General features: G+C 55.5%; 25 protein-coding genes and 1 pseudogene. 15 read left to right on the forward strand and 11 right to left on the reverse strand.

Annotated elements, in window-relative coordinates; genetic code table 11:
- Positions 1-99 precede the first annotated feature (99 nt).
- The gene (locus QLQ17_RS03275) at positions 100-1,299 is read left to right on the forward strand and encodes an MFS transporter (protein ID WP_283209042.1); all 1,200 of its coding nucleotides are present in this window, start codon (positions 100-102) and stop codon (positions 1,297-1,299) included.
- Here QLQ17_RS03275 and QLQ17_RS03280 read toward each other — a convergent pair.
- The 3 genes and pseudogenes from QLQ17_RS03280 to QLQ17_RS17155 all read right to left on the reverse strand — a co-directional run.
- The gene (locus QLQ17_RS03280) at positions 1,223-1,579 is read right to left on the reverse strand and encodes a hypothetical protein (RefSeq protein WP_283208104.1); all 357 of its coding nucleotides are present in this window, start codon (positions 1,577-1,579) and stop codon (positions 1,223-1,225) included. The genes QLQ17_RS03275 and QLQ17_RS03280 overlap by 77 nt on opposite strands.
- Positions 1,576-2,487: an esterase/lipase family protein gene (locus tag QLQ17_RS03285; RefSeq protein ID WP_283208105.1), complete on the reverse strand. Its 912-nt coding sequence runs from the start codon at positions 2,485-2,487 to the stop codon at positions 1,576-1,578. Before QLQ17_RS03285 ends, QLQ17_RS03280 begins: the two co-directional genes overlap by 4 nt.
- A gap of 70 nt (positions 2,488-2,557) precedes the next feature.
- Positions 2,558-2,746 (reverse strand): annotated as a pseudogene (locus QLQ17_RS17155) (hypothetical protein); the annotation flags it as partial.
- Here QLQ17_RS17155 and QLQ17_RS03290 point away from each other — a divergent pair.
- The 7 genes from QLQ17_RS03290 (at position 2,660) to QLQ17_RS03320 (ending at position 6,791) form a co-directional block, all read left to right on the forward strand.
- Positions 2,660-3,556, forward strand: a complete 897-nt coding sequence (locus QLQ17_RS03290) for a 5'-nucleotidase (RefSeq protein WP_502867349.1) — start codon at positions 2,660-2,662, stop codon at positions 3,554-3,556. The pseudogene QLQ17_RS17155 and the gene QLQ17_RS03290 overlap by 87 nt on opposite strands.
- Positions 3,557-3,590: 34 nt before the next feature.
- A complete protein-coding gene (locus QLQ17_RS03295) occupies positions 3,591-4,490 on the forward strand; it encodes an alpha/beta fold hydrolase (RefSeq protein ID WP_283208107.1) in 900 nt (299 codons plus the stop codon).
- The gene (locus QLQ17_RS03300; protein ID WP_283208108.1) at positions 4,487-4,951 is read left to right on the forward strand and encodes a hypothetical protein; all 465 of its coding nucleotides are present in this window, start codon (positions 4,487-4,489) and stop codon (positions 4,949-4,951) included. Before QLQ17_RS03295 ends, QLQ17_RS03300 begins: the two co-directional genes overlap by 4 nt.
- Positions 4,952-4,962: 11 nt before the next feature.
- Positions 4,963-5,679: a ZIP family metal transporter gene (locus QLQ17_RS03305; RefSeq protein ID WP_283208109.1), complete on the forward strand. Its 717-nt coding sequence runs from the start codon at positions 4,963-4,965 to the stop codon at positions 5,677-5,679.
- A gap of 51 nt (positions 5,680-5,730) precedes the next feature.
- Complete coding sequence (locus QLQ17_RS03310; protein WP_283208110.1) at positions 5,731-5,946, forward strand: hypothetical protein; 216 nt, start codon at positions 5,731-5,733, stop codon at positions 5,944-5,946.
- 81 nt (positions 5,947-6,027) lie between these two features.
- Positions 6,028-6,408 carry a phosphate-starvation-inducible PsiE family protein gene (locus tag QLQ17_RS03315; RefSeq protein WP_283208111.1) on the forward strand — a complete coding sequence of 127 codons (381 nt, stop codon included), beginning with the start codon at positions 6,028-6,030 and terminating at the stop codon, positions 6,406-6,408.
- A gap of 128 nt (positions 6,409-6,536) precedes the next feature.
- The gene (locus QLQ17_RS03320; protein WP_283208112.1) at positions 6,537-6,791 is read left to right on the forward strand and encodes an HP1242/YdcH family protein; all 255 of its coding nucleotides are present in this window, start codon (positions 6,537-6,539) and stop codon (positions 6,789-6,791) included.
- Between the two features lie 63 nt (positions 6,792-6,854).
- Here the strand turns inward: QLQ17_RS03320 and QLQ17_RS03325 are convergent, their stop codons facing one another.
- Genes QLQ17_RS03325 through QLQ17_RS03335 form a run of 3 tightly spaced genes read right to left on the reverse strand, consistent with a single transcriptional unit; the run spans position 6,855 to position 8,901 of the window.
- Positions 6,855-7,667: a transporter gene (locus QLQ17_RS03325; protein WP_283208113.1), complete on the reverse strand. Its 813-nt coding sequence runs from the start codon at positions 7,665-7,667 to the stop codon at positions 6,855-6,857.
- Positions 7,668-7,698: 31 nt separating this feature from the next.
- Positions 7,699-8,325 (reverse strand): hypothetical protein, encoded by a 627-nt coding sequence (locus QLQ17_RS03330; protein ID WP_283208114.1) that lies wholly within the window; start codon positions 8,323-8,325, stop codon positions 7,699-7,701.
- A 36-nt stretch (positions 8,326-8,361) separates the two neighbouring features.
- Complete coding sequence (locus tag QLQ17_RS03335; protein WP_283208115.1) at positions 8,362-8,901, reverse strand: hypothetical protein; 540 nt, start codon at positions 8,899-8,901, stop codon at positions 8,362-8,364.
- A gap of 142 nt (positions 8,902-9,043) precedes the next feature.
- On the opposite strand from QLQ17_RS03335, the gene QLQ17_RS03340 reads away from it, so the two are divergent.
- Positions 9,044-11,224, forward strand: coding sequence for a tetratricopeptide repeat protein (locus QLQ17_RS03340; protein ID WP_283208116.1), 2,181 nt, complete (start codon positions 9,044-9,046; stop codon positions 11,222-11,224).
- Positions 11,225-11,552: 328 nt separating this feature from the next.
- Positions 11,553-13,085: an arylsulfatase gene (locus QLQ17_RS03345; protein WP_283208117.1), complete on the forward strand. Its 1,533-nt coding sequence runs from the start codon at positions 11,553-11,555 to the stop codon at positions 13,083-13,085.
- Between the two features lie 78 nt (positions 13,086-13,163).
- Here the strand turns inward: QLQ17_RS03345 and QLQ17_RS03350 are convergent, their stop codons facing one another.
- The gene (locus QLQ17_RS03350; protein ID WP_283208118.1) at positions 13,164-14,240 is read right to left on the reverse strand and encodes a TauD/TfdA dioxygenase family protein; all 1,077 of its coding nucleotides are present in this window, start codon (positions 14,238-14,240) and stop codon (positions 13,164-13,166) included.
- Between the two features lie 149 nt (positions 14,241-14,389).
- Between QLQ17_RS03350 and QLQ17_RS03355 the strand changes: the two genes are divergently transcribed.
- On the forward strand, positions 14,390-15,520 hold the full coding sequence (locus QLQ17_RS03355) for an alcohol dehydrogenase family protein (RefSeq protein WP_283208119.1): 1,131 nt from the start codon (positions 14,390-14,392) through the stop codon (positions 15,518-15,520).
- A 79-nt stretch (positions 15,521-15,599) separates the two neighbouring features.
- Here the strand turns inward: QLQ17_RS03355 and QLQ17_RS03360 are convergent, their stop codons facing one another.
- On the reverse strand, positions 15,600-16,040 hold the full coding sequence (locus QLQ17_RS03360; protein WP_283208120.1) for a universal stress protein: 441 nt from the start codon (positions 16,038-16,040) through the stop codon (positions 15,600-15,602).
- A 326-nt stretch (positions 16,041-16,366) separates the two neighbouring features.
- Between QLQ17_RS03360 and QLQ17_RS03365 the strand changes: the two genes are divergently transcribed.
- Both QLQ17_RS03365 and QLQ17_RS03370 read left to right on the forward strand, forming a co-directional pair.
- Entirely contained in the window at positions 16,367-17,671 is a 1,305-nt protein-coding gene (locus QLQ17_RS03365) for a C13 family peptidase (protein WP_283208121.1), read from the forward strand.
- A 65-nt stretch (positions 17,672-17,736) separates the two neighbouring features.
- On the forward strand, positions 17,737-18,045 hold the full coding sequence (locus QLQ17_RS03370) for a hypothetical protein (protein WP_283208122.1): 309 nt from the start codon (positions 17,737-17,739) through the stop codon (positions 18,043-18,045).
- 18 nt (positions 18,046-18,063) lie between these two features.
- Here the strand turns inward: QLQ17_RS03370 and QLQ17_RS03375 are convergent, their stop codons facing one another.
- Entirely contained in the window at positions 18,064-19,077 is a 1,014-nt protein-coding gene (locus QLQ17_RS03375; RefSeq protein ID WP_283208123.1) for an NAD-dependent epimerase/dehydratase family protein, read from the reverse strand.
- 188 nt (positions 19,078-19,265) lie between these two features.
- On the opposite strand from QLQ17_RS03375, the gene QLQ17_RS03380 reads away from it, so the two are divergent.
- Together QLQ17_RS03380 and QLQ17_RS03385 are read left to right on the forward strand one after the other, a co-directional pair.
- On the forward strand, positions 19,266-19,985 hold the full coding sequence (locus QLQ17_RS03380; protein ID WP_283208124.1) for a sterol desaturase family protein: 720 nt from the start codon (positions 19,266-19,268) through the stop codon (positions 19,983-19,985).
- A gap of 56 nt (positions 19,986-20,041) precedes the next feature.
- The gene (locus QLQ17_RS03385; RefSeq protein ID WP_283208125.1) at positions 20,042-20,707 is read left to right on the forward strand and encodes a hypothetical protein; all 666 of its coding nucleotides are present in this window, start codon (positions 20,042-20,044) and stop codon (positions 20,705-20,707) included.
- 34 nt (positions 20,708-20,741) lie between these two features.
- Here the strand turns inward: QLQ17_RS03385 and QLQ17_RS03390 are convergent, their stop codons facing one another.
- Positions 20,742-21,869, reverse strand: a complete 1,128-nt coding sequence (locus QLQ17_RS03390; protein WP_283208126.1) for an NAD(P)/FAD-dependent oxidoreductase — start codon at positions 21,867-21,869, stop codon at positions 20,742-20,744.
- Positions 21,869-23,191 carry an SAM-dependent methyltransferase gene (locus QLQ17_RS03395; protein WP_283208127.1) on the reverse strand — a complete coding sequence of 441 codons (1,323 nt, stop codon included), beginning with the start codon at positions 23,189-23,191 and terminating at the stop codon, positions 21,869-21,871. The genes QLQ17_RS03390 and QLQ17_RS03395 overlap by 1 nt, the downstream gene beginning before the upstream one ends.
- Between the last annotated feature and the right edge of the window lie 9 nt (positions 23,192-23,200).

Consider the following 23,200-nt stretch of genomic DNA (forward strand, 5'->3'; position numbering starts at 1 on the left):
GGAATCCGCCAAAAAGCCGATCTCTATGGCGCAGCGATTGCAGGGCAGTGGGTATCGGCCCTTTTGAATTGGGGCAAGGAGGTGGGTATCTGGACTTTAGTGCGCCCTATTGGTGCAATTCTTGGCAGTGTCGCGCTATTACAGCTCGGTAGCGGGTTACTGAATACGCTGTTGTCCGTGACGGCCAATGAGGAAGGTTTCTCCACGGCGCGGATCGGCCTCATCATGTCCGGCTTTTTCATCGGGTTTGCCTGCGGCATCTTTATCAGCGGTCGGTTGATCCGCCGCATGGGACACATCCGCACCTTTGCCTTCTGTGCTGCCGTATGCGCCTCCATCGCGTTGTTGCATTCGCTGTGGGTCAATCCGTGGGCGTGGATGCTGCTGCGCTTCCTGTACGGGCTGGCATTGGTCACCCTGATGACGGTTACCGAAAGCTGGCTGAATACCCGCGCTGAGAAGCACGAACGGGGGCGGGTGTTTGCGACTTATATGGTGGTGAACCTGGGCGGCATCGCGTTGGCCCAGCAGCTGCTGCACCTGAGCCCGGATGAATTGTTTCTGCTGTTTTCTATTTCCGCGATCCTGAGCTGTTGGGCGTTGCTGCCCATCACTATTTCCAGCCGCAGCCAGCCGCACATTCCTGAGCGGGCCAAAAGCAGCCTGAAAAAAATCATCGGGTTTGCGCCGCTGGCGGTGGCGACCTCGCTGCTGTCAGGCCTGGCGATGGGCGCTTTCTGGGGCATGGCGCCTTTGTATGCGACCCGGCTTGGGTTTGATTTATCGGACGTCGGCCTGCTGATGAGCCTGACCATTGTCGGTGGTGCCCTGCTGCAGATTCCGATCGGGCGTTTCTCGGACACTCAGGATCGTCGCAAAGTATTGATTGTGGTAGCCGCACTGGCTGCCGGGCTTTGCGTGGTGATGCCTTTCGCCTGGAGCAATGGTTCGTTGATGGCGGTGTTCTTCCTGTGGGGCGGTCTGGCGTTTTCGCTCTATCCGCTGGGCGTGGCGCAATTGCTGGATCAGCTGCATCCGGACGAAGTGGTTTCTGGTTCTACAGACATGCTGGTGCTTCACGGGGCAGGGGCTGCAGTCGCGCCGCTGCTGGTGGGCGCGATCATGAATCTGGTGGGGCTCCAGGGCATGCCATTTTATATGGCGACGGTACTGGCAGTGTTGGCAGTGTACGCCATTTACCAGGTTCGGCATGTCTCTGTACTCACCGCTGGCGAGCAGGCGCACTTTGAGCCAATGGCCCAGAGCTCCCACGAGATTGTTGAGATGATTGAGCGGTAGGCAGTCGACGGAATGCGCCGATACTCTGAATACCCAACCGTACCGCGCCGTAACACAGGCTGCTGATGCCGTCGTGCGATCGTTTGACGACCCTTGCCCAGGGCCGGGTGACCACAAAGGCATCCAGTGCCTGAAACGATTCGTCGGCGATGGCCAGGTGAATCCGTTGAATTTTTTCGACTCCGTGGCCGGAACCCGTGGCCAGCAAATCGGCGACCCCAAGCCACCAGTCCCGCTGATCGTGCCAGTCTCTGTTTTCCGGATTGTTCTGCTCGTTCATGCCAGCCATTCCTCAAGTTGTTTCGCTACGCCCGCATGGTGTGCCAGTGTCAGATGATCGACGCCGGGAAAGGTTGCCATGCCGGCCAGGCACCAGCCCGACTTCTGCTCACCCCGTGCGCTGGACTCGTGGACCAGTGCATCACCAAACAGCGCGTTCAGCGGGTTTTGCCGCGCGCGGGCCAACAAGCCGCATACCGCAAAGTGTTTGACGCCGGGCAACAACGGCGGCGACGACTCGCTTTCGGCCACAATTTCACCGCGAGACAGGTTGCGAATACCTTCGCTTCGCAGGTCCACCACTTCACCGATGACTCGCAGATAATCCCGGGGCATGTCGCTCATCAATTCTGCGACGGCATGGGCGCCCCGCGCTAGCCAGGAGCCATCGTGGGGCGAGCCGACGTAAACGCAGTCTGTGAGCGCATTGACCCATGCCTGGCCACGATCCTGGCCAACATGGCAGGCGCTTCGAACCAACAACCCGCCCATACTATGGCCCATCAGAATCAGCCGGGTGACCGGCACTGGCCAGCTTGCCACCAAACGTTCCAGCAGGTCTGCCAGGTCTTCGCCGTTGCGATAGATCGGGCGGCCAGTGTTATATCGAAGCGTCAGATTGGACACACCGCCATGAATACGATCTGACAGCCGCGACCCGTAGGTGTCACCATCCGAGCCGGGAATGTGCCAGACGCTCTCCAGCTCCATCAGCCCATGAATCGACAGGCAAAGTGTGGCGCAGGGTCGTGTCGGTTGCGGCGCGTTCGCATCCAGCAGGTCGCCGTTGTCGAGCACCTGCATGGACACCGCCAGCGGGTTCTTACGGGATTCTAGCCAGTCTCCGAAAAAGCCACTGACAATGGCACTGGTATGTCTCTGCCAGGCAGGCAGTTGACCAGAGGGCATGAGCATCATCCTTTTGCTTGAATTCTGATCAGCTTACCACCGATCGGCTCACGGTTGCTCCTGATCAGTACTAGACTGGGTACCATATTGAGTATGGACAGACAGGAGCCTCATGCCTTACGACCTCTCGGATACCCTTGTTGTTGGCATTTCTGCCACCGCTCTGTTTGATTTGAGCGAGGCGGATGCTGTGTTCCGAAAGCAATTGGAAACGGACCGTGAAGCGGCGATTGAAGAATACCGCGACTACATGGCGGCAAGGGAATCCGAACCGTTGAAGCCGGGCACCGGTTTTCATCTGGTCAAGGCGTTGCTGTCACTGAATCAGTTTCAGCCCAGCGATCAGGCCCCACTGGTGGAAGTTGTGGTGATGTCCCGCAACAGCCCGGAGACCGGGGTTCGTGTGTTTCATAACATTCGCGAGTACGGGCTGAACATTACGCGGTCTGCGTTTACTGGTGGCGAATCAGTGGTGGACTATCTGGACGCTTTTGATGTGGACCTGTTTCTGACCACTAACACCACAGACGCTCAGCGGGTGATCGACAGCGACAGTTCAGCGGTGGCGTTGGTTAAAGAGCCACCTGCCAATATGGAGACCATTCCCGATGGCCAGGTACGTATCGCCTTTGATGGGGATGCAGTGCTGTTCAGTGAGGACAGCGAACTTGTTTTCAAAACCCGGGGGCTGGAAGACTTCCACACGGTGGAGAATTCAGAACAGGATAATCCCCTGAACGACGGCCCCTATGCGACCCTTCTGCGCAAACTCTCCCGGCTTCAGGACAGGCTCCCCCATAAGGTAGATTTTTCCCCTGTGCGAATCGCCATCATCACCGCCCGCAATAGCCCCGCCGAGATGCGTGTGATCAAAACCCTCCGCCACTGGGGGGTGTATGTGGATGAAATTTTTTTCCTGGGGGGGCTGGATAAGTCGAAGATCATCAAGGCGTTCAAGGCGCATATTTTTTTCGACGATCAGGACGTGCATCTGGAATCCGCAGCGAAGTACACTCCGTCGGGAAAGGTGCCCTACCGGTCAGGTTCGCCGTTAAAGGACAACAAGTAACGCCGGTAACGGTCAGTTTGAAGGAGAGTGAGTGATGGAAGTCAGGGAAGGTTTCGTTGAGTCATCAGGTCACCAGCTGGCTTATCTGGCCGTTAACGAACACCTGGCCAGTGGTGAAGAGCCAGCGATTGTATTTATCCACGGCGTGCTGGCGTCGGTCAACTTCTGGCGCGATTGTGTTCCGCCGGAATTCAAAGAGGGCAGGGCCTGGTACTCGCTGAGCCTGCCTGCCCATCATCCATCCACCGTTCCAGAGAATTTCTCGACCGGTGATGTCGACGAAGCATGGTTTTTCGACATCGTGAACGGGGCATTGCAGCAACTCCTGGGCGAGCGGAAAGCGATTGTGGTGGGGCATTCCACGGGCGGATTCTGTGTTCTGAATCTTGCCATTCATCAGGCGCCGAACCTGCTGGGTATTATCAGCATCGCGGGCTTTCACCGTGGTGAATGGGGTGGTGCGGAAGGCATGCTTTTGCGGCTGGCAGGGTTCGGCAAATGGGCCAAGGCGTTATTCGTGTCCAATATTGTAGTCTCGCAGTGGAGTGGTTTCGTGCGGCGCACGTTCGCCAGTCTGCTGGCCCACGATCGTCAGGCGTATAGGGCGAATCCGTTAAGCCAGCGGATGCTCGAAAATATCGAGCAGGACACGCTGGTGCAAGATCCGACAGCGCTATTTAAGCTGTTTAACGGGATCGCGCGCTTGGAAATCGCCGATCAGTTGCACCGGATCGACATGCCTTGCTACGTCTTTTCCGGTACGCATGACCCGGTGGTTCCCACGGAACAATCACGTGTGTTGGCGAGTGAAATTCCGGGAGCGCGATGGGTGGAGTTTCAGCAAGTCGGGCACATGCCGTTCATAGAGGATTCCGACGCCTGTTTCGATGCACTCAGGCAGGCGTTGAAAGACATAGCCGGGAGCAGCCCATGACGTATCCTGAATACAAAAGCGATTTGCAGCACATCCATGAATCGGAAGTTTACGGGTATGCGGTGTTTGATACCGCAGCCCAGCTGACACGCAATAAAGAGCGCAAGCAGAAATGGCTGGCGTTAAAGGCGCTGGAAGAACAGACCCTGAATCGCTACCTGGATTACATGCAGGCATCGGGACAAACCGTTAAAGATCCCAAAGGCTGGGCCCTGAAAGGTCGTGGTGAGGGTGCCGCGCTGGGTTTAATGCCCTGGCGAATGGCGATGAAGTTTGTACGCGATGCCACCCAGCCGTTCCAGGAAAAGTTTTTGCGATTGAAGAAAAATGCGAGCGAAGCGGATAAGACGTTTTTTTCCTACGTTTACGCCCATGAAAAGGCGATCGAAGCGTTTGCGACAAAAGAGCTTTCCAAGGATCAGAACAGTTTGAAGGCGGTGAATGACTTGTTGGGCTGGTAAACTGATTTCTGATGCATGAACTGGTTCAACTACTCGGATTAACCCTGATCGCCGGGCTGGCCATGCCGGTCGGCGCCTCGTTTGCCGCCATTGAGAATATCGGTCCACGCTGGTTGGAAACCGAGGTGCGTCACAGTGTGATTGCTTTTGGCGGCGGCGCACTGTTATCAGCTGTTGCTCTGGTGCTCGTTCCTGAGGGCGTGAGTAATTTAGCCTGGTATTGGGTGATTGCCTGTTTCGCTGGCGGTGGCGTAATGTTCATGGCGCTCGATATACGTTTGGCCGCCAACAACACACCGTTCAGCCAGCTGACCGCGATGTTATCCGACTTTGTTCCGGAAGCGCTGGCGCTCGGGGCTACGTTCACTGCGTCAAAAGAGGCCGGGCTGCTTCTGGCAGGCATCATTGCACTGCAGAATATGCCGGAAGGCTTTAACTCTTATCGGGAAATTCGTTTAACCAGGGAATACAGCCGCCAGCGAATCATTTGTGCGTTCCTTTTTATGGCGCTTCTGGGGCCGATAGCCGGGGCAATAGGCCATTTTTTTCTGGCTGAATCGCCGCAGGTTGTGTCTGGCATCATGCTGTTTGCCGCTGGCGGTATCTTGTATATCGTATTTCAGGACATTGCCCCGCAGGCAATCCTGAAGAATCACTGGGCGCCGCCGCTCGGTGCTGTTGCTGGTTTCCTGCTGGGTATGCTGGGCCACATGGCGGTCGGGGGATAATCCTTCACAGGTCTTGCTCTCGTCCACTGACACTCGAACAATTGGTACCGTATGCGAACACAAAATATCTTCTTCATCATTTTCGGGTTGCTGGCAGCCTGCTTCAGCGCTCTGGGGCTGATTGGTGCTTCGGTACCTGTTGAGGATGCATCGGCAGCGATGCTGGAACACCAGTCTATGAGTATCAATCTCTGGTGGTTTGCGATTCTTGGCAGCTTTGTTCTGGTTGGCGTCGGCATTCGGGGACTTTGGAAGTCGCGCCGTTAGAAGCTCTGTTCCGACAGTAAGAGGCTGATTCACCGCAAGCTGCTAAGCTGTCAGGGATGAATTCGCCCTGGAGCAGATCAGATGGACCCGTCCGAGAAGAGTGTTGCCCTCGCAATCTTCAATTTTATTGAGCGGTTGTTGCTGATCATTGTCGTGCTGATGACGTTGGGTGGTGTGGTATTCGAGCTTCATTCGCTTTACGTTGCACGATCGATCAGCTTGGCGGACATCCTGCTGATGTTCCTTTACCTCGAAGTGATCGGCATGGTCGCGGTGTTCTATACCGACAAGCAAACCGCCTTTGTCTTCCCCATTTTCATTGCGATCACCGCCCTGGCCCGTTTGATCATTCTGCAGGGCAAGGACATGGCGCCCGAAAACATTCTGTTCGAAGCCATCGCCATACTGATTCTGGCCATTTCGGCTATGGTTATTATTCGCCTGAACCAGCAACGTTCATAGCGATCACACGTGTTTGTTGGACGGGTGAGTCTGCGTACTTTTATTTTTCTTCGTGGAGAACGCTTCACGAACTTCCGGTATGGATGGCATGCTGTCCGGGTATGTCACAGATCAAAGGAGGCATGTTTATGGGCATTTCCAAGCACGAGCTGCACGAGGAATTTCCGCAGTTTAACCAGCTGATTGATCAACTGAGAAAGGACGACCCTGCCTTCCGGGAACGGTTTGCACATTACGCCAAGCTCGACCAGGAAATTGAAGGGCTGGAACTGCGGGACTCGCCCATTGGTGACGACAGCCTTCATCAGCTCAAGCAGGAGCGGCTTGAGCTGAAAGACGATATCTACAAAGAGCTGGTGCGCAAGTCTGGCAGCGCTGGCTAGACACTTTTCGATTGACGAATCAACAGGCCTGGTCCTCCAGGACCAGGCCAACAAAACTTGTATTCACTTTGGGAAGAGCAGAGTAACGACAGCTCTGAGTCCGACGTCTTCCGGACCACCATCACTGGCTTTGGCCCAGTAACGGATGCCCCCACCGAAACTGATGAGTTGAGTTCCAAGCTGGGTGACGGCGGAGACATTCGCATTCAGCGGAACATTCCATTGATTGCCTTTCCAGTCGTAGGTGCTCTCGGTATTTAGCGAGTAGGTGACGGCGCTGGGGGTTGTAAAGGAGATGAAAGGCTGAACAAAACTGGTGCTGATGTCGGCGCGGTCGTCGTCTCCGGCTACGGACCAGATGTGATTGATCAAGCCGCCGTAGGTCCATCCGCTGTCCTGTTTCAGGGCCACCGCAGTTGGTCCGCCACCCCATTTGTCGGCTGTTAGCGCCTTGTCGCTGCCGGTGGGCAGCAATGCGGCCGGCCCGACGCCCCAGATCCAACCGGATGCCGTGGGGTCCTTTGGTGAGAAAAAGAAGCTTTGTACGATGTCACCGATACCAGACTGGCTCTCACCGGGAATTACGTCATCTTGTGCGGTGAGCGGCAGGATGGTCCGCGAGATGAGATTCCACTCTGGCGAAAGATCGACAGGAATCACTGGTTGCACATTCATTGTCCAGCGCTTGCCCTTATCACCGGGGCCAATGTTCTCGTCGTAATTGAGCTGCAAAGGTACGCTCACCAGAGCGGCCACGGGGTTGGCGAGCTGTTTGGCAAGGTCGGCGCTGCCCTCCTGGGCATCGGCGTTCATGGCGATGTTGGACAGACACAACAGACAGGCGATCTGGATTCTCGATGCGCATTTCCTGTTCATGCTGTTTTCCCTTTTCGACGGGTGATTGTCGCTAACGCTTTTGGTGAGGAATTGTCTTCTTCAATGCCTGAGACAGCACCTGTCCAAAATCCTTGGCCGCTTCGCTCAGGGAGTCCGGGTTTACCGTTTTGGAATATAACTGCCAGACAGGTTGGCTCGATTCTGTGTCAAACAACGTGGTTTTGACGACATAGTTAATAGAGGTTTGGTAGTAGTCTGGAGTTGAGGTTGTTTGCATGTAGGTGGCTGAAGCCGTGGCGCCCAATGAGACAGAGACAGGCTGCTGCATGACCTGGCCAGGAATATGGGTCGATGCACTCTGCTTCTTGATCAGTGAGGTTACCAATACCCCATCAAACTGACCTTCTCTGGCGGCATCGGCTATCATCGCATGCAGGCTGGTCGGGTCACCCCAGGGCAGGGATTTATTGGGGCGGTCGAAGTGCCTGGCAACAAATCCCTGATCATTCAGGGAGCTGACCAGCTGGGCCTCTAAAGCCTCGCGAATGTCGGTATTGTCGGTGGCAGCGAAGACCATGATAGATCGATATTCCCGCGGAGCCTCGGGCACCGCAGATATCTGTTCAACGTTCGTGGTTTGTGAGACGCATCCCAGACTGGCGGCCAGTATCAGTACCGCGGCAATAATCCTTGTCATTGTGTTCCCCTGATGTCCTTAAATACTTGCTTATTGTTAGTTCGCCGTATTTCCCCGCTCGGCGGTGCCAATGAATAAATAATTGCTGTGAATGGTCCGGTAGGCGTTTGGCGCAATGAGCTTCTGCACCGAAACAACGAGGCCCGGGTTGGCGTTTGAAGTAAACCTTGTAGCCACGCCCGTTGGTTCTCCGTTTTTGGATTTGCCGACCGCAGTCTGCTCCCAACCATCACTCAGGCATTGCTGAAGGAATGAGAGGCTCTTGTCGTACCGGACCTGAGCGACCTCGGCACTGGGTGCGTTAGCCGAACAGACATAGGCATGGTCGCCTTGCGCCCAGGCCCAGATTTCGCAGTGGCCACGCACCAGTTCGGTTTTGGCGCGATAGACAGCGATGGCGCGATAGTTACTGCCTGCACCGCGATAGGCTTCGAATCCGGAGTCGTAATCGGCGACGATTGATTTCAAGCTGCCACAGGTATCCTCAACTCCGAGGCTCAGCGATGAATCGGTGGCGCACGCGCTGAGGGTAAAGGCCAAAGCTCCGCAGAGTAATGTTGGCAGGCAGGATTTCATGTTCTTTCCTCGTCTTTGAGATAGCCGGGATGCGTCCTTTTCGAACTTATACTGGTCTGAAAAGTAGGATTTGTCGAGATAGCAAAAATGTCCTGATCTGATTTTCTGTGCCATTATTGACGGAAATTGCAAGGGATTGCCTATGATCCGAGTCCTGTGTCTCAGTTTCCTGTTTGCCGCTGGAATGGCAACTGGCGCTGAGGAAGACGAATTTGCGTCCTCCGCCGCTGACGGGTATCTGGGGGCGTCAGTCTGCGCCGATTGTCACCAGTCTGAGCATGCGCTTTGGCAAAACTCCCACCATGACAAGGCCATGCAGCCTGCCACCCCAGAGACTGTGCTAGGCTATTTTGACAACGCAACCTTCAGCTATTTCGGCGTTAAAACAGTATTTTACACCAAATCTGGCAAATACTACGTTCGAACCGACGGGCCAGACGGCACACTGGCTGATTACCCCGTTTCCTACACCTTTGGCGTTTATCCACTTCAGCAATATCTGATCGAGATGCCCGATGGCCGCCTTCAGGCGCTTAGCATTGTCTGGGATACCCGTCCCGCAGCTGAGGGAGGGCAGCGCTGGTATCACCTTTACCCGGACGAACCCATTCTCGCAGGAGATGAGTTGCACTGGACGGGCCCGAACCAGAACTGGAATTTCATGTGCGCCGATTGCCATTCCACCAACCTGCACAAGGATTACGATCTTCGGAGCAACCGTTACAACACGACCTGGAGCGAGTTGGATGTGGGCTGCGAGGCCTGCCACGGTCCGGGGGATCGCCACGTGAGGGCGATGAAGAAGGGCGAGCGTGACATGCCGTTCGCGGGCTTTGCCCTGAGTCTCGCGCGCGCTGAACCGAAGGACTGGTTTGCCAATCCCGAAACCGGAAGCCCGACGCCGGGCAAGCCCGGCCTTGCGTCCCAGCCTGAATTCGAAGTCTGTGCACAATGCCATTCCCGCAGGGTGACGCAATTTCACGGCGCCCGCCCACAGGACGGCCTGTTTGATCATTTTATGCCGGCGTTGCTTGATGAGGGTCTGTACCACGTGGACGGTCAGATCGACGGCGAAGTCTTTGTTTATGGGTCATTCGTGCAGAGCGCGATGTACCACGCTGGCGTGACCTGTTCCGATTGCCACAACCCCCACAGTCTTGAACTGAAAGCGCCGGGCAACGCTATGTGTGGACAGTGTCATTTGCCAACGACATTCGACGTCACGGAACATCACGGCCATCCGCAAGACAGTGCCGGTGCCCAGTGCGTGAACTGCCATATGCCGGACAAGGTCTACATGGGTGTGGATGCAAGGCGGGACCACAGTTTTCGGATACCCCGGCCTGACCTTAGCGCGTCGCTGGGTACCCCAAACGCCTGCCAGCAATGTCATACCGACAAATCCTCAGAGTGGGCGGCGGATGCACTGAAAACCCTGCATGGTGCGCCGGAGGAAGATCATTTCGCGACGGCTCTTTATGCGGGACGTTACGGCAGCCCGCAGGCCGAGTCGCTGCTGACGAAGCTGATTCTGGATACCAGTCAACCATCCATTGCCAGGGCCACCGCCGTCACTTTGTTGCCAAGATATTTTTCGCGGCAATCCGCGCCAGTGCTTCAGCAGGCGAGTCGTTCAGAAGACCCTTTGATTGCATTGGGAGCAGCGCGAGCACTGAGTTCGGTGCCAGGCCAGTTGCGCCCTATGTTCGGTATTCCGGCTCTTTATGATGAGCATCGCGTGATCAGCAGTCTTGCCGCCAGCCATTTGTCGGAAGCAGAGTTGCCGAAGCGGCCGCCAGAGCTACGCGAGATGCACAAGCGGGCAAAGGCGGATTATGTGGAGTCACAGCTCAATAACGCCGACCGACCAGAATCACTGCTCAACCTGGCGGAGCATTTGCGTAGTGCGGGCAAGCCTGAAAAAGCAGAAACCTACTATCGAAGAGCCATTGAGCAGGCGCCGTATTACACGCCCGCCTACGTGAATCTTGCTGATTTTTTGCGTGCCGTTGGCAGGGACAGTGAGGGCCGCCTGGTTCTCGAAGAAGGGCTTGAGGTGGTCAGGGAACCCGGGCCCATTGAGCATTCACTCGGGCTGTTGCTGGTCCGTGACGGCAGGCTTGGCGAGGCTTTACCGTACCTGCAAAGTGCTGCAGAGGCTGATGATGCGACTGATCGTTACATTTATGTCTACGCTGTTGCTCTTGAAAGCCATGGTAATGCCTTGGAAGCCATCTCTGTTCTGGAGCGCGGGCTGGAGCAATTTCCGGGGCACCGCGACATGTTGTCTGCATTGGTGAAATTTCAAAAAAAAGAAGAGTGACCCGTTTTTGATCGACTATCGTAGATCAAGTGGGTTGCAAAATTGCGCTCAAGCATTAGAGCCAAGTATTGCGAACAAACACTGTTGATGCAGAGGGAATTGCAGGGGGAGATGGACGACGAGTCGTTCATGCGTTGGGAGTAGGCCTCAAGGGGACGCCTTCCAAGCAAGTAACAGCCGCCACTCATCGAGACCTGTAGGGCTGGACGATTTCTGTCCGGATCCATGTTCTGAGCTGGTTGTACAGAGCAAGTCCTTCCGTTGTTTCAGAGCGTCAGCATTGCTGGCGTTGTTACGGCATAAAAAAAACAGAAAAGGGAGATTTGCTATGAAAACTTCTCGATGGAAGCTGTCCCTGAGCAGCTTTGTCTTGCTGCTTGTTGCAGCAGTAGGAAGTTCGTCAGCCCATTCGGCGAAACCGAATGTGCTTGCCATTATGGTGGATGATGTTGCCCCCAATTCCTTGGGTGCCTACAGCCACGGAATGCAGTATCCAACGCCCAATATCGATCGAATTGCCCACGAAGGGGCATTGTTCACCGACCATTACGCCCAGCCCAGTTGTACCGCCGGGCGCGCCGCTTTCCTGATGGGGCAGTTGCCGATCCGTACGGGATTAACCACGGTCGGCCAGCCGGGCAATCCGTTGGGTATTCGTGAAGAGGACCCGACCCTTGCCGAGATTCTGAAAGAAGAGGGCTACATGACGGCCCAGTTTGGCAAGAACCATCTGGGCGATCTCGACCAGCATCTGCCGACCCTTCACGGCTTCGACGAGTTCCTCGGCAATCTGTATCACCTGAATGTTTCCGAGGAGCCTGAGCAGGCGGATTATCCCAAGAGCGAGAAGTTTCGCGAAAAATTCTTTCCACGGGGTGTGATCGAGTCCTACGCCACCGGCCCTGGAAAGCAGAAGATCACAGATACAGGCCAACTCACCATTGAGCGCATGAAAACCTTCGATGAGGAGATCCTGGATCGCAGTATTGATTTCATGAAACGAGCAAACGAAGCGGGTAAGCCGTTTTTTGTCTGGCATGCAACCAGCCGTATGCACGTGTACACGCACCTGAAGGAAGAGAGCCGGAACCTGGCTACGCCAATCAGTTCCGCGGAAGATGTCTTCGGCTCGGGTCTGATGGAGCACGATGGGCACGTGGGCAAGCTGCTGGATACTCTTGATGACTTGGGTATCGCAGATAACACTATCGTGATTTACACCACTGACAACGGACCCGAATCCAGCTCTTGGCCAGATGCAGGGACAACCTGGTTCCGTGGCGAAAAGATGACCACCTGGGAAGGGGGTGTCAGGTCACCGTTCCTTGTTCGCTGGCCGGAAAAAATCCCTGCCGGGCTTAAGTTGAATGGTATTTCGGCTCACGAAGACGTCTTGCCAACCATCGCGGCAGCGGTAGGCCGGCCAAACATCGCCGAAGAACTGAAGAAATCAGACAAGGTTTATATCGATGGCGTAAACAACCTCGATTACTGGACCGGGAAAGCGGAGAAATCAGCCCGAAATCATTTCTTCTACTACTACGAGTCGAGCCTGACCGCGGTGCGTGTTGGTCCCTGGAAGATGCATTTCGCAACCAAGCCTGGTGGGCGTTACTACGAGGATCTGATTTTCCACACGATGCCCAAATTGTTCAATCTGCGTAAGGACCCGACCGAGCACTATGACGGTGTTACTGGATTCCACCAGATTATGCGCAAAAGCTGGGTGGTTCAGCCGATCATTGCGATGCTGACCAAGCATGTCGAGACGTTCAAGGAATTCCCGCCTAGGCAGGAAGCTGCTTCACTTAACATCAATGAAGCGATCGAGCGCGCCAGATCGACGGTGTATCGCCAATAATCGACTGTGATATTGGCACTGATCGGGCGCTTGATGCGACGGGGAGGGAAAGCGCCTCCCCGTCGCATCAAACCGGTTTCAGTTCTGCATCGGAATGCCTTCCTTCCAGCGAAAACCGATTCCCCCAAATTGCCAGACACCATCCTGGTTGAATGGATTCGGGCTATAGATCTGCATATGCTGCGGTATGCCGAAATGAGGCGCCAGGTTCCGCGGTGATTTAATGGTCACCCGGTCCATGATCCTCAGCCCTTGCAGGTGTGGCGGCTTGTGGGCCTCTGGCGATGCCCGATGGGCCAGAGCCCAGTTATCGATGAACAGCAGATCACCGGTGTTGTATTCGTACCGGATGCCAAAGCCCATCTCGAAAGAGCCATTGAGCAGATCGTTGTAATCGTTGAACAGTTCCCTCATTTCATCAGGAGTGAGCAACCGAAGCTGGTTTCGGGTGGCATCCTGTTTTTGCAGCTCTTCAATGGGTACGCCGTCTTCCGGCAACCGTTCGATTACCGCGCCCGTCATACCCAGATGAAGCCAGACACTTTTTCGGCCAGAGATCGGGTGCGTGTGCACCAGCGGATGGGTGACACCCGTAGTGGCATTTACTGACACAAGGCGTTGCCAGTATTCCTGTTTCTCTTTGGGTAGGACATCAAAGGCAGCGCCCTGATGGGCGAAATGGGTGCCGCCCCCGCCCTCCGGTGCTCGCGCCATGTAGTAAGCGCTGTGGGAGAAAGTGGCGGCCTCAAAACTGCCATCGTTATGCCATTGAGGGCCGACGCCCAGGATACCTTGCTGTCCGTCGTTCGAGCAGCGGAAGATGTGCCGGTTCATGTCAGGCGTTGCCGGATGCACGCCGTGGGTCGAGTGAACTTCGCGCGCGCCCCACCATTCACTGGCCTTGACCAGCTCTGATGACGACAGGTCAGTCTGCTGCTTGAAGACCAGAAATCCCCGGTTGGCCATTTCCACCGACAGTGCCTCTATGACGGGTTCGGGGAGCTTTTTGCGAACATCGGCTCCATAAACCTCAAAGCCCAGCGGTTCCAGTTGCTTCACTTCCAGGCCTTCGCTTTCGATCAGCGCGACCCGTTCCGGATCCAGCGAGGGAATGTTGGGGGTTGTGTCGCGAAACTTCTCTAATGCCTGTCCCATATCAAACCTCCAATGGGTGAATTATGACCAGCCTAACGCAGTGTGTTTGTGTGACAAGGGGGGGCGCAGAGGGTGCCGGATCGATGTTTGGCAATTTCTGGCATGTCTGTATCCTCAATAGGAAATCGCCAAGCGAAAAGGAAACGGTTATGTCTGACCTCGGTTACCTTCGACAGAATCATCCACATCGATTCCAGCTTTCTGATGACAAGCCCACCATGAAAGCGGTACTTACGGTTGGTAATGGGGGCTACGACAAGCTTCAGTATACGGAGGTTCCCGTACCCACCCCGGGGCCAGGAGAGGTGTTGCTCAAAGTGTTGGCCGCCGGGGTGAACAACACGGAAATCAATACCCGTATTGGCTGGTATTCCTCGTCGGTTGAGGATGGTACCGAGCAATCGTCTGACGCCTCCGATGGTGGAGACAGGGAAGATGGTGGCTGGAATGGCGCAACGCCGTTTCCGTTTATTCAGGGCACGGATTGCTGCGGCGAAGTGGTTGAGAAAGGAGAGGGTGTATCGCTTCCCGAAACCGGGAAGCGTGTGCTGGTTCGGGCCTGCATGCGGGTTGAGGGCTTTGGTTCGATGGACAACATCTGGATGGCCTCGGATTTTGACGGCGCCTTCGCACAGTACGTAAAGGTCCCGGCCAGTGAGGTCTTCGAGGTTGACTGTGACTGGACCAATGAAGAGCTGGCCACCATTCCCTGCGCCTACGGCACGGCTGAAAACATGCTACATCGGGCAGGGGTTGTTGCCGGTGATCGGGTGCTGGTACCCGGAGCCTCTGGCGGCGTGGGCTCTGCGGTGGTGCAGCTGGCCAAACGTCGTGGTGCTCATGTGACGGCGATTTGTGGTGCTGCAAAGATGGAGGCGGTTCGGGATCTGGGTGCAGACGTGGTATTGCCGCGTAGTGACAATCTGTTGGACGACATCCCTGAGCAGTCGGTGAACGTGGTCATTGATAACGTGGCGGGCGAGCAGTTTCCGCAATTGTTGAAGTTGCTGGCGCCGGGTGGTCGCTATGCGTCCTCGGGAGCCATTGCCGGCCCGATCACCAGGCTCGATATGCGGGATTTATACCTGAAGGATCTCACCCTGTTTGGCAGCACAGCCTGGGATGAGCCGGTCTTCCCGAATTTGATTCGATACATTGAGCGTGGCGAAATACGGCCGTTGGTAGCCCGGACGTTTGAACTGAAAGACATTGCCCACGCCCAGGCGGAATTCTTGAAGAAAGGTCACGTAGGGAATTTTGTGCTGATTCCGCCTCAGTAGGCGGCCTAACGACACGCGGGTCCCGCCGGACCCGCGTTTGAATGCAAGGAAGCGTTACCGCTCTCGCTGTGCAATAAAGCTATTCGCTGACAACGGTCACCGGATTGCTGGCGTGCCGAACAACTTTCTCGCAAATACTGCCCAGAGTCAGGCTTTTGACCAGTGAGTGACCACGTCGTCCCATGACCAGGTGAGCGGCCGGGTGCTCATCGAGGTATTCAATGATTTCGTGGGCAGGTTCACCCTGCAGCAGAATTTTCTCGTCAGGTTGTGTCTGCCCCTTCAGAGCTTTACTGGCGGCTTCAAAGGCACTTTCGCCAAATTCCTTCTTTTCTTCCTCCAGGTCGCTTGGCCAAACGCCACTGATGATCAGCCTTTCTGCTCTTGAGCCGGGAAAGACAGTCAACAACTTGAGTGGTAAATCCAGAGCCTTGGCCAGAGTGGCCGCTGTTTTGGCAACGTTTTCTGAATGCCCTGAACCGTCACAGGCGATAATTACGGAAGCTTGTTTCTTAGACATGAAAAACTCCTTTTTCGATGCGCACTCCCTAACTATAGCAGCCATGAAGGGTTTCCCTATTAGGGAAACTAATCAAAAAAGTGTATTTCATTTGAATTATTTTGATGCTCGACCACTTTTTCAGTGGGGAGCAGGCCGAGGAATACCCCTCCAGGGTGTTCCATTGCACGTTGCAAAATTGGGACAATCCTTCATGCAGCCCCGGCAGGGAAGGCGATGAGAGGAATCGGCGGTAGTCGTCGGTTTCGGCTGTGACATGTGTTGGCCTTTCAATCGATGTGAGTGCTATACAATACGCCTTTCCATACGGTTTGGACGTTGATTTCATGGTTGTTGCATCGAATGCCCCGAGAATACGAACCCTGACGCTTCTGCTGATCAGCTTTTTGGGGTTGGTGGGTTGCGACGCGGCCACGCTGCTGCCTCCTGATGCCCGCCTTCCTGATGGCAGCACCTACTCCGGCGAAACCAAAGAGGGTTACTTCCACGGGGAGGGCGTCCAGGAATTTGTTGACGGAATGGTTTATCGAGGTCGTTTTAGCGAAGGCTACTGGCACGGTGAAGGTGTATTGGTGTTGCCAGACAGCTGGCGTTACGAGGGCGATTTCCAAAAGGGGGCATTTCACGGTGAAGGCCGCTTCGAGACGGATTCAGACGTATACATCGGCACGTTTGAAAAGGGTAAACCGTTGGAGGGCCGCCACATAACCGATTACGGCACTTACCAGGGCGAATTTAAGAACTGGCTGTACCACGGTGAAGGCACCTTTGCTTACATCAATGAATACGAAGGCATAGGCCGGATGTCTGGGATCTGGGAACAAGGTGAGCTGGTTGAAGGGGACGATACCGGACGGCAAGAACCGACCGAACCAGAGCCTCTCACTGAACGAATCCTGGCGGAGGACCGCAACCGTCTGGACGCCCAGATTTCCGACCTGGTGGCTGAAAGGGCCGGTCAAGTTGATGTGTACTTCCTCGCCGTCGGTGGTGACGGCACTGAGTCGGTGTTTAAACGGGACATCCAGGTGGCCCGCCGGGGGCTTCAGCAAGCATTTGATATTCAGAATCGCGCCATTACGCTGCTGAACCACCGGGATTATGACTCGTTTCCACTGGCAACCCGACCTTCAATCAACACCGCGCTGAAAGCACTGGACCAGAGGATGAATCCGACGGAGGATCTGCTGGTCGTACATCTGGTCAGCCATGGCCACAGAAACGGAAATCTTCTGCTGCAACAACCGGGCATGGAACTGCCTGATTTATCGCCGTCGGATTTTGCACAGATGCTGGAGCCCCTGAAGGCAAGGCGCAAATTGCTGGTGGTCTCGGCCTGTTTTTCGGGGCAGTGGATCGATGCGCTGAAAGACAGCGGCAGCTGGATTCTGACGTCTGCCCGCAAAGATCGAACGTCTTTCGGCTGTGGCGATGATTCAGAAATGACCTGGTTTACCAAAGCGCTCTATCAAGAAGTGGGGCTGGCGTTTGATAACCCGAATGAGACCTTTGAGGCGGTTAAAAGCCAGATCCGTGCCTGGGAAGAAGAGATTGGTATGGACGAAGAGGCCTATTCCTATCCGCAGGTATTTCTGGGTGAGGACATGAAGCACTGGTTGAAGCAAAGGTAGTGGTTGAAACAAAGATAGTAGGGTAGTTTGTCCAGTATCATCGTTTCATTCAGGAGTTACCGATTTTGAAATTACACACGCTGTTATTGATGCTGGCGGCTTCCGTTCTGACCGGTTGCCAGACGTCCTCTTTCATGTCCTCCGCTGCGACCGATGGCGATGGCATTACCTGCAATGAGGTCTATCAGGCGTTTAATGCCTTCAGCCAGGATCGTCAGTCCGCCCAGGCGTGGGCGCAACTGAGCGAGGTGCTCAGTCCCGCCGCCGCGGAATACGCCAATATGGGCGTGAAAACGGCCGCAGATTACTATCCGCAGGTAAAAGGCGCGACCAACCTGACTCTGGCCGTTCGGGGGTGTCAGCCGATTCAGTAAGGACGAATCAGCTGCCAGTTAACCTTTTACCCGCGAAGCGACCTTTGGCTTCAACTCATTTCGCTCGGCCAACCAGTCGATCGCACCCTTCAAGGCCTCATCTGCCTTGCGTGGCTGAAGACCAAAGGTCGTGTTGGTTTCGTCGGTATTGAAGTAGGCATAACGCTCGGCAACCTCGTATACCAGGTCATAGGTGAACGGCGGCTTTACGCCAATCAGCTTGCAAAGGCGTTCAACCCATTTGGCGGTCCAAAGGGTCAGGCCACGGCCGGTTGGCAGGTGCATCGGCTTTATGCCGGTCATGGCCTTCAGGCGGCGACCGATCTCGCCCACTTCGATGTTTTCACCACCGATGATGTATCGGCGCCCGTTCTCGCCGTGGGTCAGTGCGGCAACATGGGCGGCGGCCACGTCCCTGACGTCGACAAGATTCAGTCCGCCTTTGTAGGTCTGGCCTATGCCGTTCAGCCAGTCTTTCACCAACTGATTGGACGGCGTTATGCGGTAGTCCAGTGGCCCCAGTACGATGGCCGGGCAGATTACCACCAGGTGAATGCCATGTTCTTTGGCCAGTGCCTGTGCCGTTTTTTCGCTCTGAGTCTTTGCCACGTAATAGGGGTTGTGGGCGTCGTTGTTCCAGTCGTCCCCGGTGCGTAACTCGTTGGGGTCGTATGAGAACCCGACCGAGGCGACGGAACTGGTATACACCACCCGTTTGATGCCATTGGCTGCCGCCGCTGCGAAGACGTTTTTGGCGCCTTGTACGGCTGGCTCTACGATCTCTTCGGCGGTCTTGGCGATGGTCTTATACACTGCCGCCAGGTGAATGATGGCTTCGTTGCCTTTGGCCGCTGCCATCACGTCCTGCGGATTCATTACGTCGCCGCGGCAGAGCGTGACGCCCACACCTTCCAGGCCTTGCAGATCGGCGTTGGGGCGCACCATGGCATTCACAGTGTGGCCCTGTTCCAACAGTTGACGACAAACGTGGGCGCCAATATGGCCGTTAGCGCCGGTGACGAGCACCTTCATATCCAGATTCCCTTTATCGAGGTTGCTTCCTGAAAGCGTAACTCTTTTAACTCTTTTAACTCTTTTAACTTTTTAACACCGTCACTTTACGAGGAAACGGTGCTTGATTCGACTTTTTGGTGGGGTAGCATCTTTTTACATCTGAAGGAATCACGGTAATTGGAGTAGAGCAGAGGAGGCTCAAAGACTTGATTGAGTATTCGTTGGCTCTGGCCGCAGTGCTGTTTGTGTTCGAGCGGCTCAAGCCGGGCAGCCAGGTTGAGAGCAGCGTTGGATGGTACGTTCGTGCGCTCCTGATCAATCTGCTTCAGTTGGCGGTTCTGGTTGTTGGTGTGTTCACCTGGAATCGCTGGTTTGAAAGCGCCTCGATATTTGCGCTGAAAGACTCTGTTCCGGCCTGGATAGGCGGTTTTCTGGCCTACTTCGTTTTCACCTTCCTATTCTATTGGTGGCATCGCTGGAAACACAGCAGCAACCTGTTGTGGCGACTCTTCCACCAGCTCCACCACAGTCCTCGCAGAATAGAAGTGTTGGCCGCTAACTACCTTCACCCGCTGGACACTGCCAGCGGGCTGATTTTGGGCTCTTTTATCTGTAGTGCGTTGCTCGGCCTGGGGGTTGAGGGTGTCGCCTGGTACAGCCTTTACCTGAGCTGCATGAGTTATTTTATCCACGCCAATATTCGCGTCCCCCACTGGATCGGGTACGTGATTCAGACCCCTCAAATGCACCGGCGACATCATAAATTTGGTAAGCACGATACCAACTACAGCGATATTGTCTGGTGGGACATGTTGTTTGGCACGTACGAGAACCCAAAGACACCATGCGAGCAGTGCGGTTTTACGAAAGACAGGGAAGAGCAGGTTCTGGGCATGCTGGCTTTCAGGGATGTCCATAGCCGATGACCACTCACGTGGGTTAAGGTTGAAAGCAGTGTGCGTTTTTCACTAAGGAGTATTACTTGACCATCGAGTTTCTGCTGGATACCTGGAAGTTTTTCCGCACTCATATTTTAGTCTTCGCGTGGATCATCCTGCCGTTTTCCATTCCACTTGAGATTTTGTCGACGGTTTATCACCAGACTTTTGATTACGGCGACTCCTTTCTACTGGCGGCATTGCCGGAGTTTCTGTACATCGCGATCTACCCGGTCTTTGGCGCGGCAGTGGTGTTTTACATGGCCTCTGTTCTCAAGGGGCAGCGATTGTCAGTGAACGAGGCGTGGAATCTGGGTGTGCAGAATTGGGGGTCCTACCTGATGCTGACACTGATTCTGGTCGTTGTTGTGGGTATTGGGTTTGCGTTTTTGATTCTGCCCGGCATTCTGCTGATGGCAAAGCTGGCATTCTCGGAATTCGAGTTGCTGTTGCAACGCAAAAACCCGCTCGACAGCTTGCAAGCCAGTTGGCAGGACACAACCGAGTATTTCTGGATGTTGCTGACAGGTGGTCTGGTGATCACCGGCATCATCTATCTGCCAATATGGTCTATCAACCATCTGGTCAGTGAAAGTGGCTTCTATCCAAGCCTGGTTGGGTCGCTGCTGCGGGTTGCAGAATCCGTGGTGATGGTGGCCTACACGATATTTGCTTTCCGGGTGTACGACTACGCGTCAGAGAAGGTATAGACGCTAAGTACTTCGAATCAGTACGGCCCAAAGGTTATATCTGGGCCATCTCCAGCGGTGGCACTTCCTGATGCAGGAACCACTTTTCGGTGACCACTTTGCGGGTGAACCAGTGGGATTTCATCAAGGTGCTCGCCAATGGGGCTTTCACCCAGTCTGGTATCTGTAGCCCGGACTGCTGGTTCTCGCTGCGGTTGCCAAAACGCTTGGCAATGGCTTCACCGTAGGGTTGCAGCGCCTGTGCCGAGAAGTCTTCCAGGTCCCAGATCAAGTCAGCGGCCATCAGTGCGGATTCGATGGCCGGACGAATGCCTTCGCCGCTCTGCGTGTAAGCCAGGCCGGCGGCATCTCCAATCAGAATCAGACCGTCGTCTACCAGCGGGCGTTCGGCGTGGTCGTACAGCAGGTAGGCATGGCCTTTAAAACGCCCCGGTACGTCTTCTGGAATTCGGCCGGTGGCTTTCATGTCGTCCACAAACGCGTTCAGGTGTTCGGTAAGCTTGTGGTTATCCTCGCGGCCGAGCCCAATGTTCAGGTAGTTACCTTTGCGGAACACCCAGGCGTAGCCTTTCAGGTCTTTGCAGAACCAGAGCTCGGGAGTATCGCCCCTGGCTTGGCAGCGTTCCGCCTGCTCCGGTGTCATTTCAAATTCGATTTCCTTGGCGGCAACCACGGTTTCATGGCTGCCGGGGCCGTTCCCGAGCAGTTTGGCTACTGGGCAGAAGTGACCCCCGGCGCCCACAACCAGCGGCGCCTGCCAGGTGTTGTTGACCACCCAGTTGCCTCCCTCCTGCGTCAGGCTTTTAACCGGCGTACCCAATTCCTTGGGTGAGGTCACCCGATCCAGAAGGTAATTATCAAATTCGCAACGCCGGATGCCGTAGCTGACCACCTCGCCGTGGTCGTTCTCGACGGCTTTTTGCCCCATCATGCCGATGCGGAACTGGCTGATGGGTTGAAGGGTGTGGCTGCTGCCGTACTCTTCGAGATCGATGCCCAGGCTGTCCATCACGGCGGGTGTGACCCAGCCAGCGCAGGTTTTATCTCGTGGAAAGGTTTGCTTGTCCAGTACCAGAATGCGTTTGCCACTGTTGCGCAGGGCATTGGCCAGTGTTGATCCGGAAGGGCCGGCGCCAACGATGATGACGTCGTAGTATTCCATTAACGGGCCTCCGGCGCTGCCGGGCTTTCATAAAGATCCCGGCGATTCTGTGGCAAATCGTTATTGGCGCCGTGAGTGAACACCACCTGGAACAACTGAAGAGATCCGGCCCGGAAGGCCGCCGTGGAGCCGGCCAGATACATTTCCCAGGCGCGGGCAAAGTGCTCATCGTACATGTCGATGACCTGCTGGCGGTGATCCTGGAAACGTTCCATCCAGTGGGTGAGGGTCTGCGCATAGTGCAGGCGCAGATTTTCCACATCCAGCACAGAGAATTCGCCGTTTTCACAAATACTCATGAACTCGGAAATGCTCGGTGGATAGGCGCCGGGGAAAATGCGCTTCTCGATCCAGGCGTTCATCAGCATGGGGCGGTTCCTGCCGATGCTGTGTAGCAGGGCCAGGCCGTTGGGTTTGAGGACCCTGCGAATCAGCTCAGACATCGCCGGGAAGTTTTCCTTGCCCACATGTTCCAGCATACCGATGGATACGAACGCGTCGTACCGGCCGGCGATGTTGCGGTAATCGTCCTCTATGTATTCGACGAGGTGGTCGAGGTTCTGCCGCTTGGCTTCCGCCCGCGCATAAGCTAGTTGTTCTTTGGAGATGTTGTAGGCGTGGACTTTGACGCCGTATTCGCGCGCCATGTAGCGGCCCAGGCCGCCCCAACCGCAGCCAGCCTCGGCCACGGTCATGCCGGGTTTCAGACGCAGCTTGCGGCAGACGTGCTCCAGTTTGGCCAGTTGGGCCTGCTCCAGGGTGATGTCGGGCGATTCGTAGTAGGCGCAGGTATACTGCATTTCGGCGTTATCCAGCCAGAGCTGGTAAAACTCGTTGCCCAGGTCGTAGTGGTGATGGATGTTTTCTTTAGCCTCGGACTCCCCGGTGGAGCGTGGCGCGTGGTTGCGCCACAGGGCCTCCAGCCATCTGGGCCATCGCTGGCGGGCGTTATGGACATGCCGATAGAGGGTTGCCATCAGTTCTGCCAGGTCACCGTCCACCTGCAACCGACCCGAACTGAACAGGTCGCCAAAGGCGAGATTGGGGTTGGTGACCAGGCTGAGCAGGGCCTTATGATCGTTCAGGCGAATCGTGAATTCCGCCTGGACCCGTTCAGGCTCCACAAACTCGCCGTTCCAGAGTTGAAAGCGAACTGGCGGCGAGCCGGCCATTCGCAGCAGTTTACTGATCAGCCAGCGTTCGTAGCTGTGGGGCTCCCGGTCTGCCTGGGCTGCCTCCATGGGTAGCGTGAGCAGGTGAGACTGCTGTTTGCCGTCCTGGTCTTGGTATTGGATTGTCTCGCGCGCCGTGCTGTCACTCATAGAGCCGTG

It is taken from the genome of Marinobacter sp. CHS3-4 (genome assembly GCF_030053415.1).
GTDB lineage: Bacteria > Pseudomonadota > Gammaproteobacteria > Pseudomonadales > Oleiphilaceae > Marinobacter.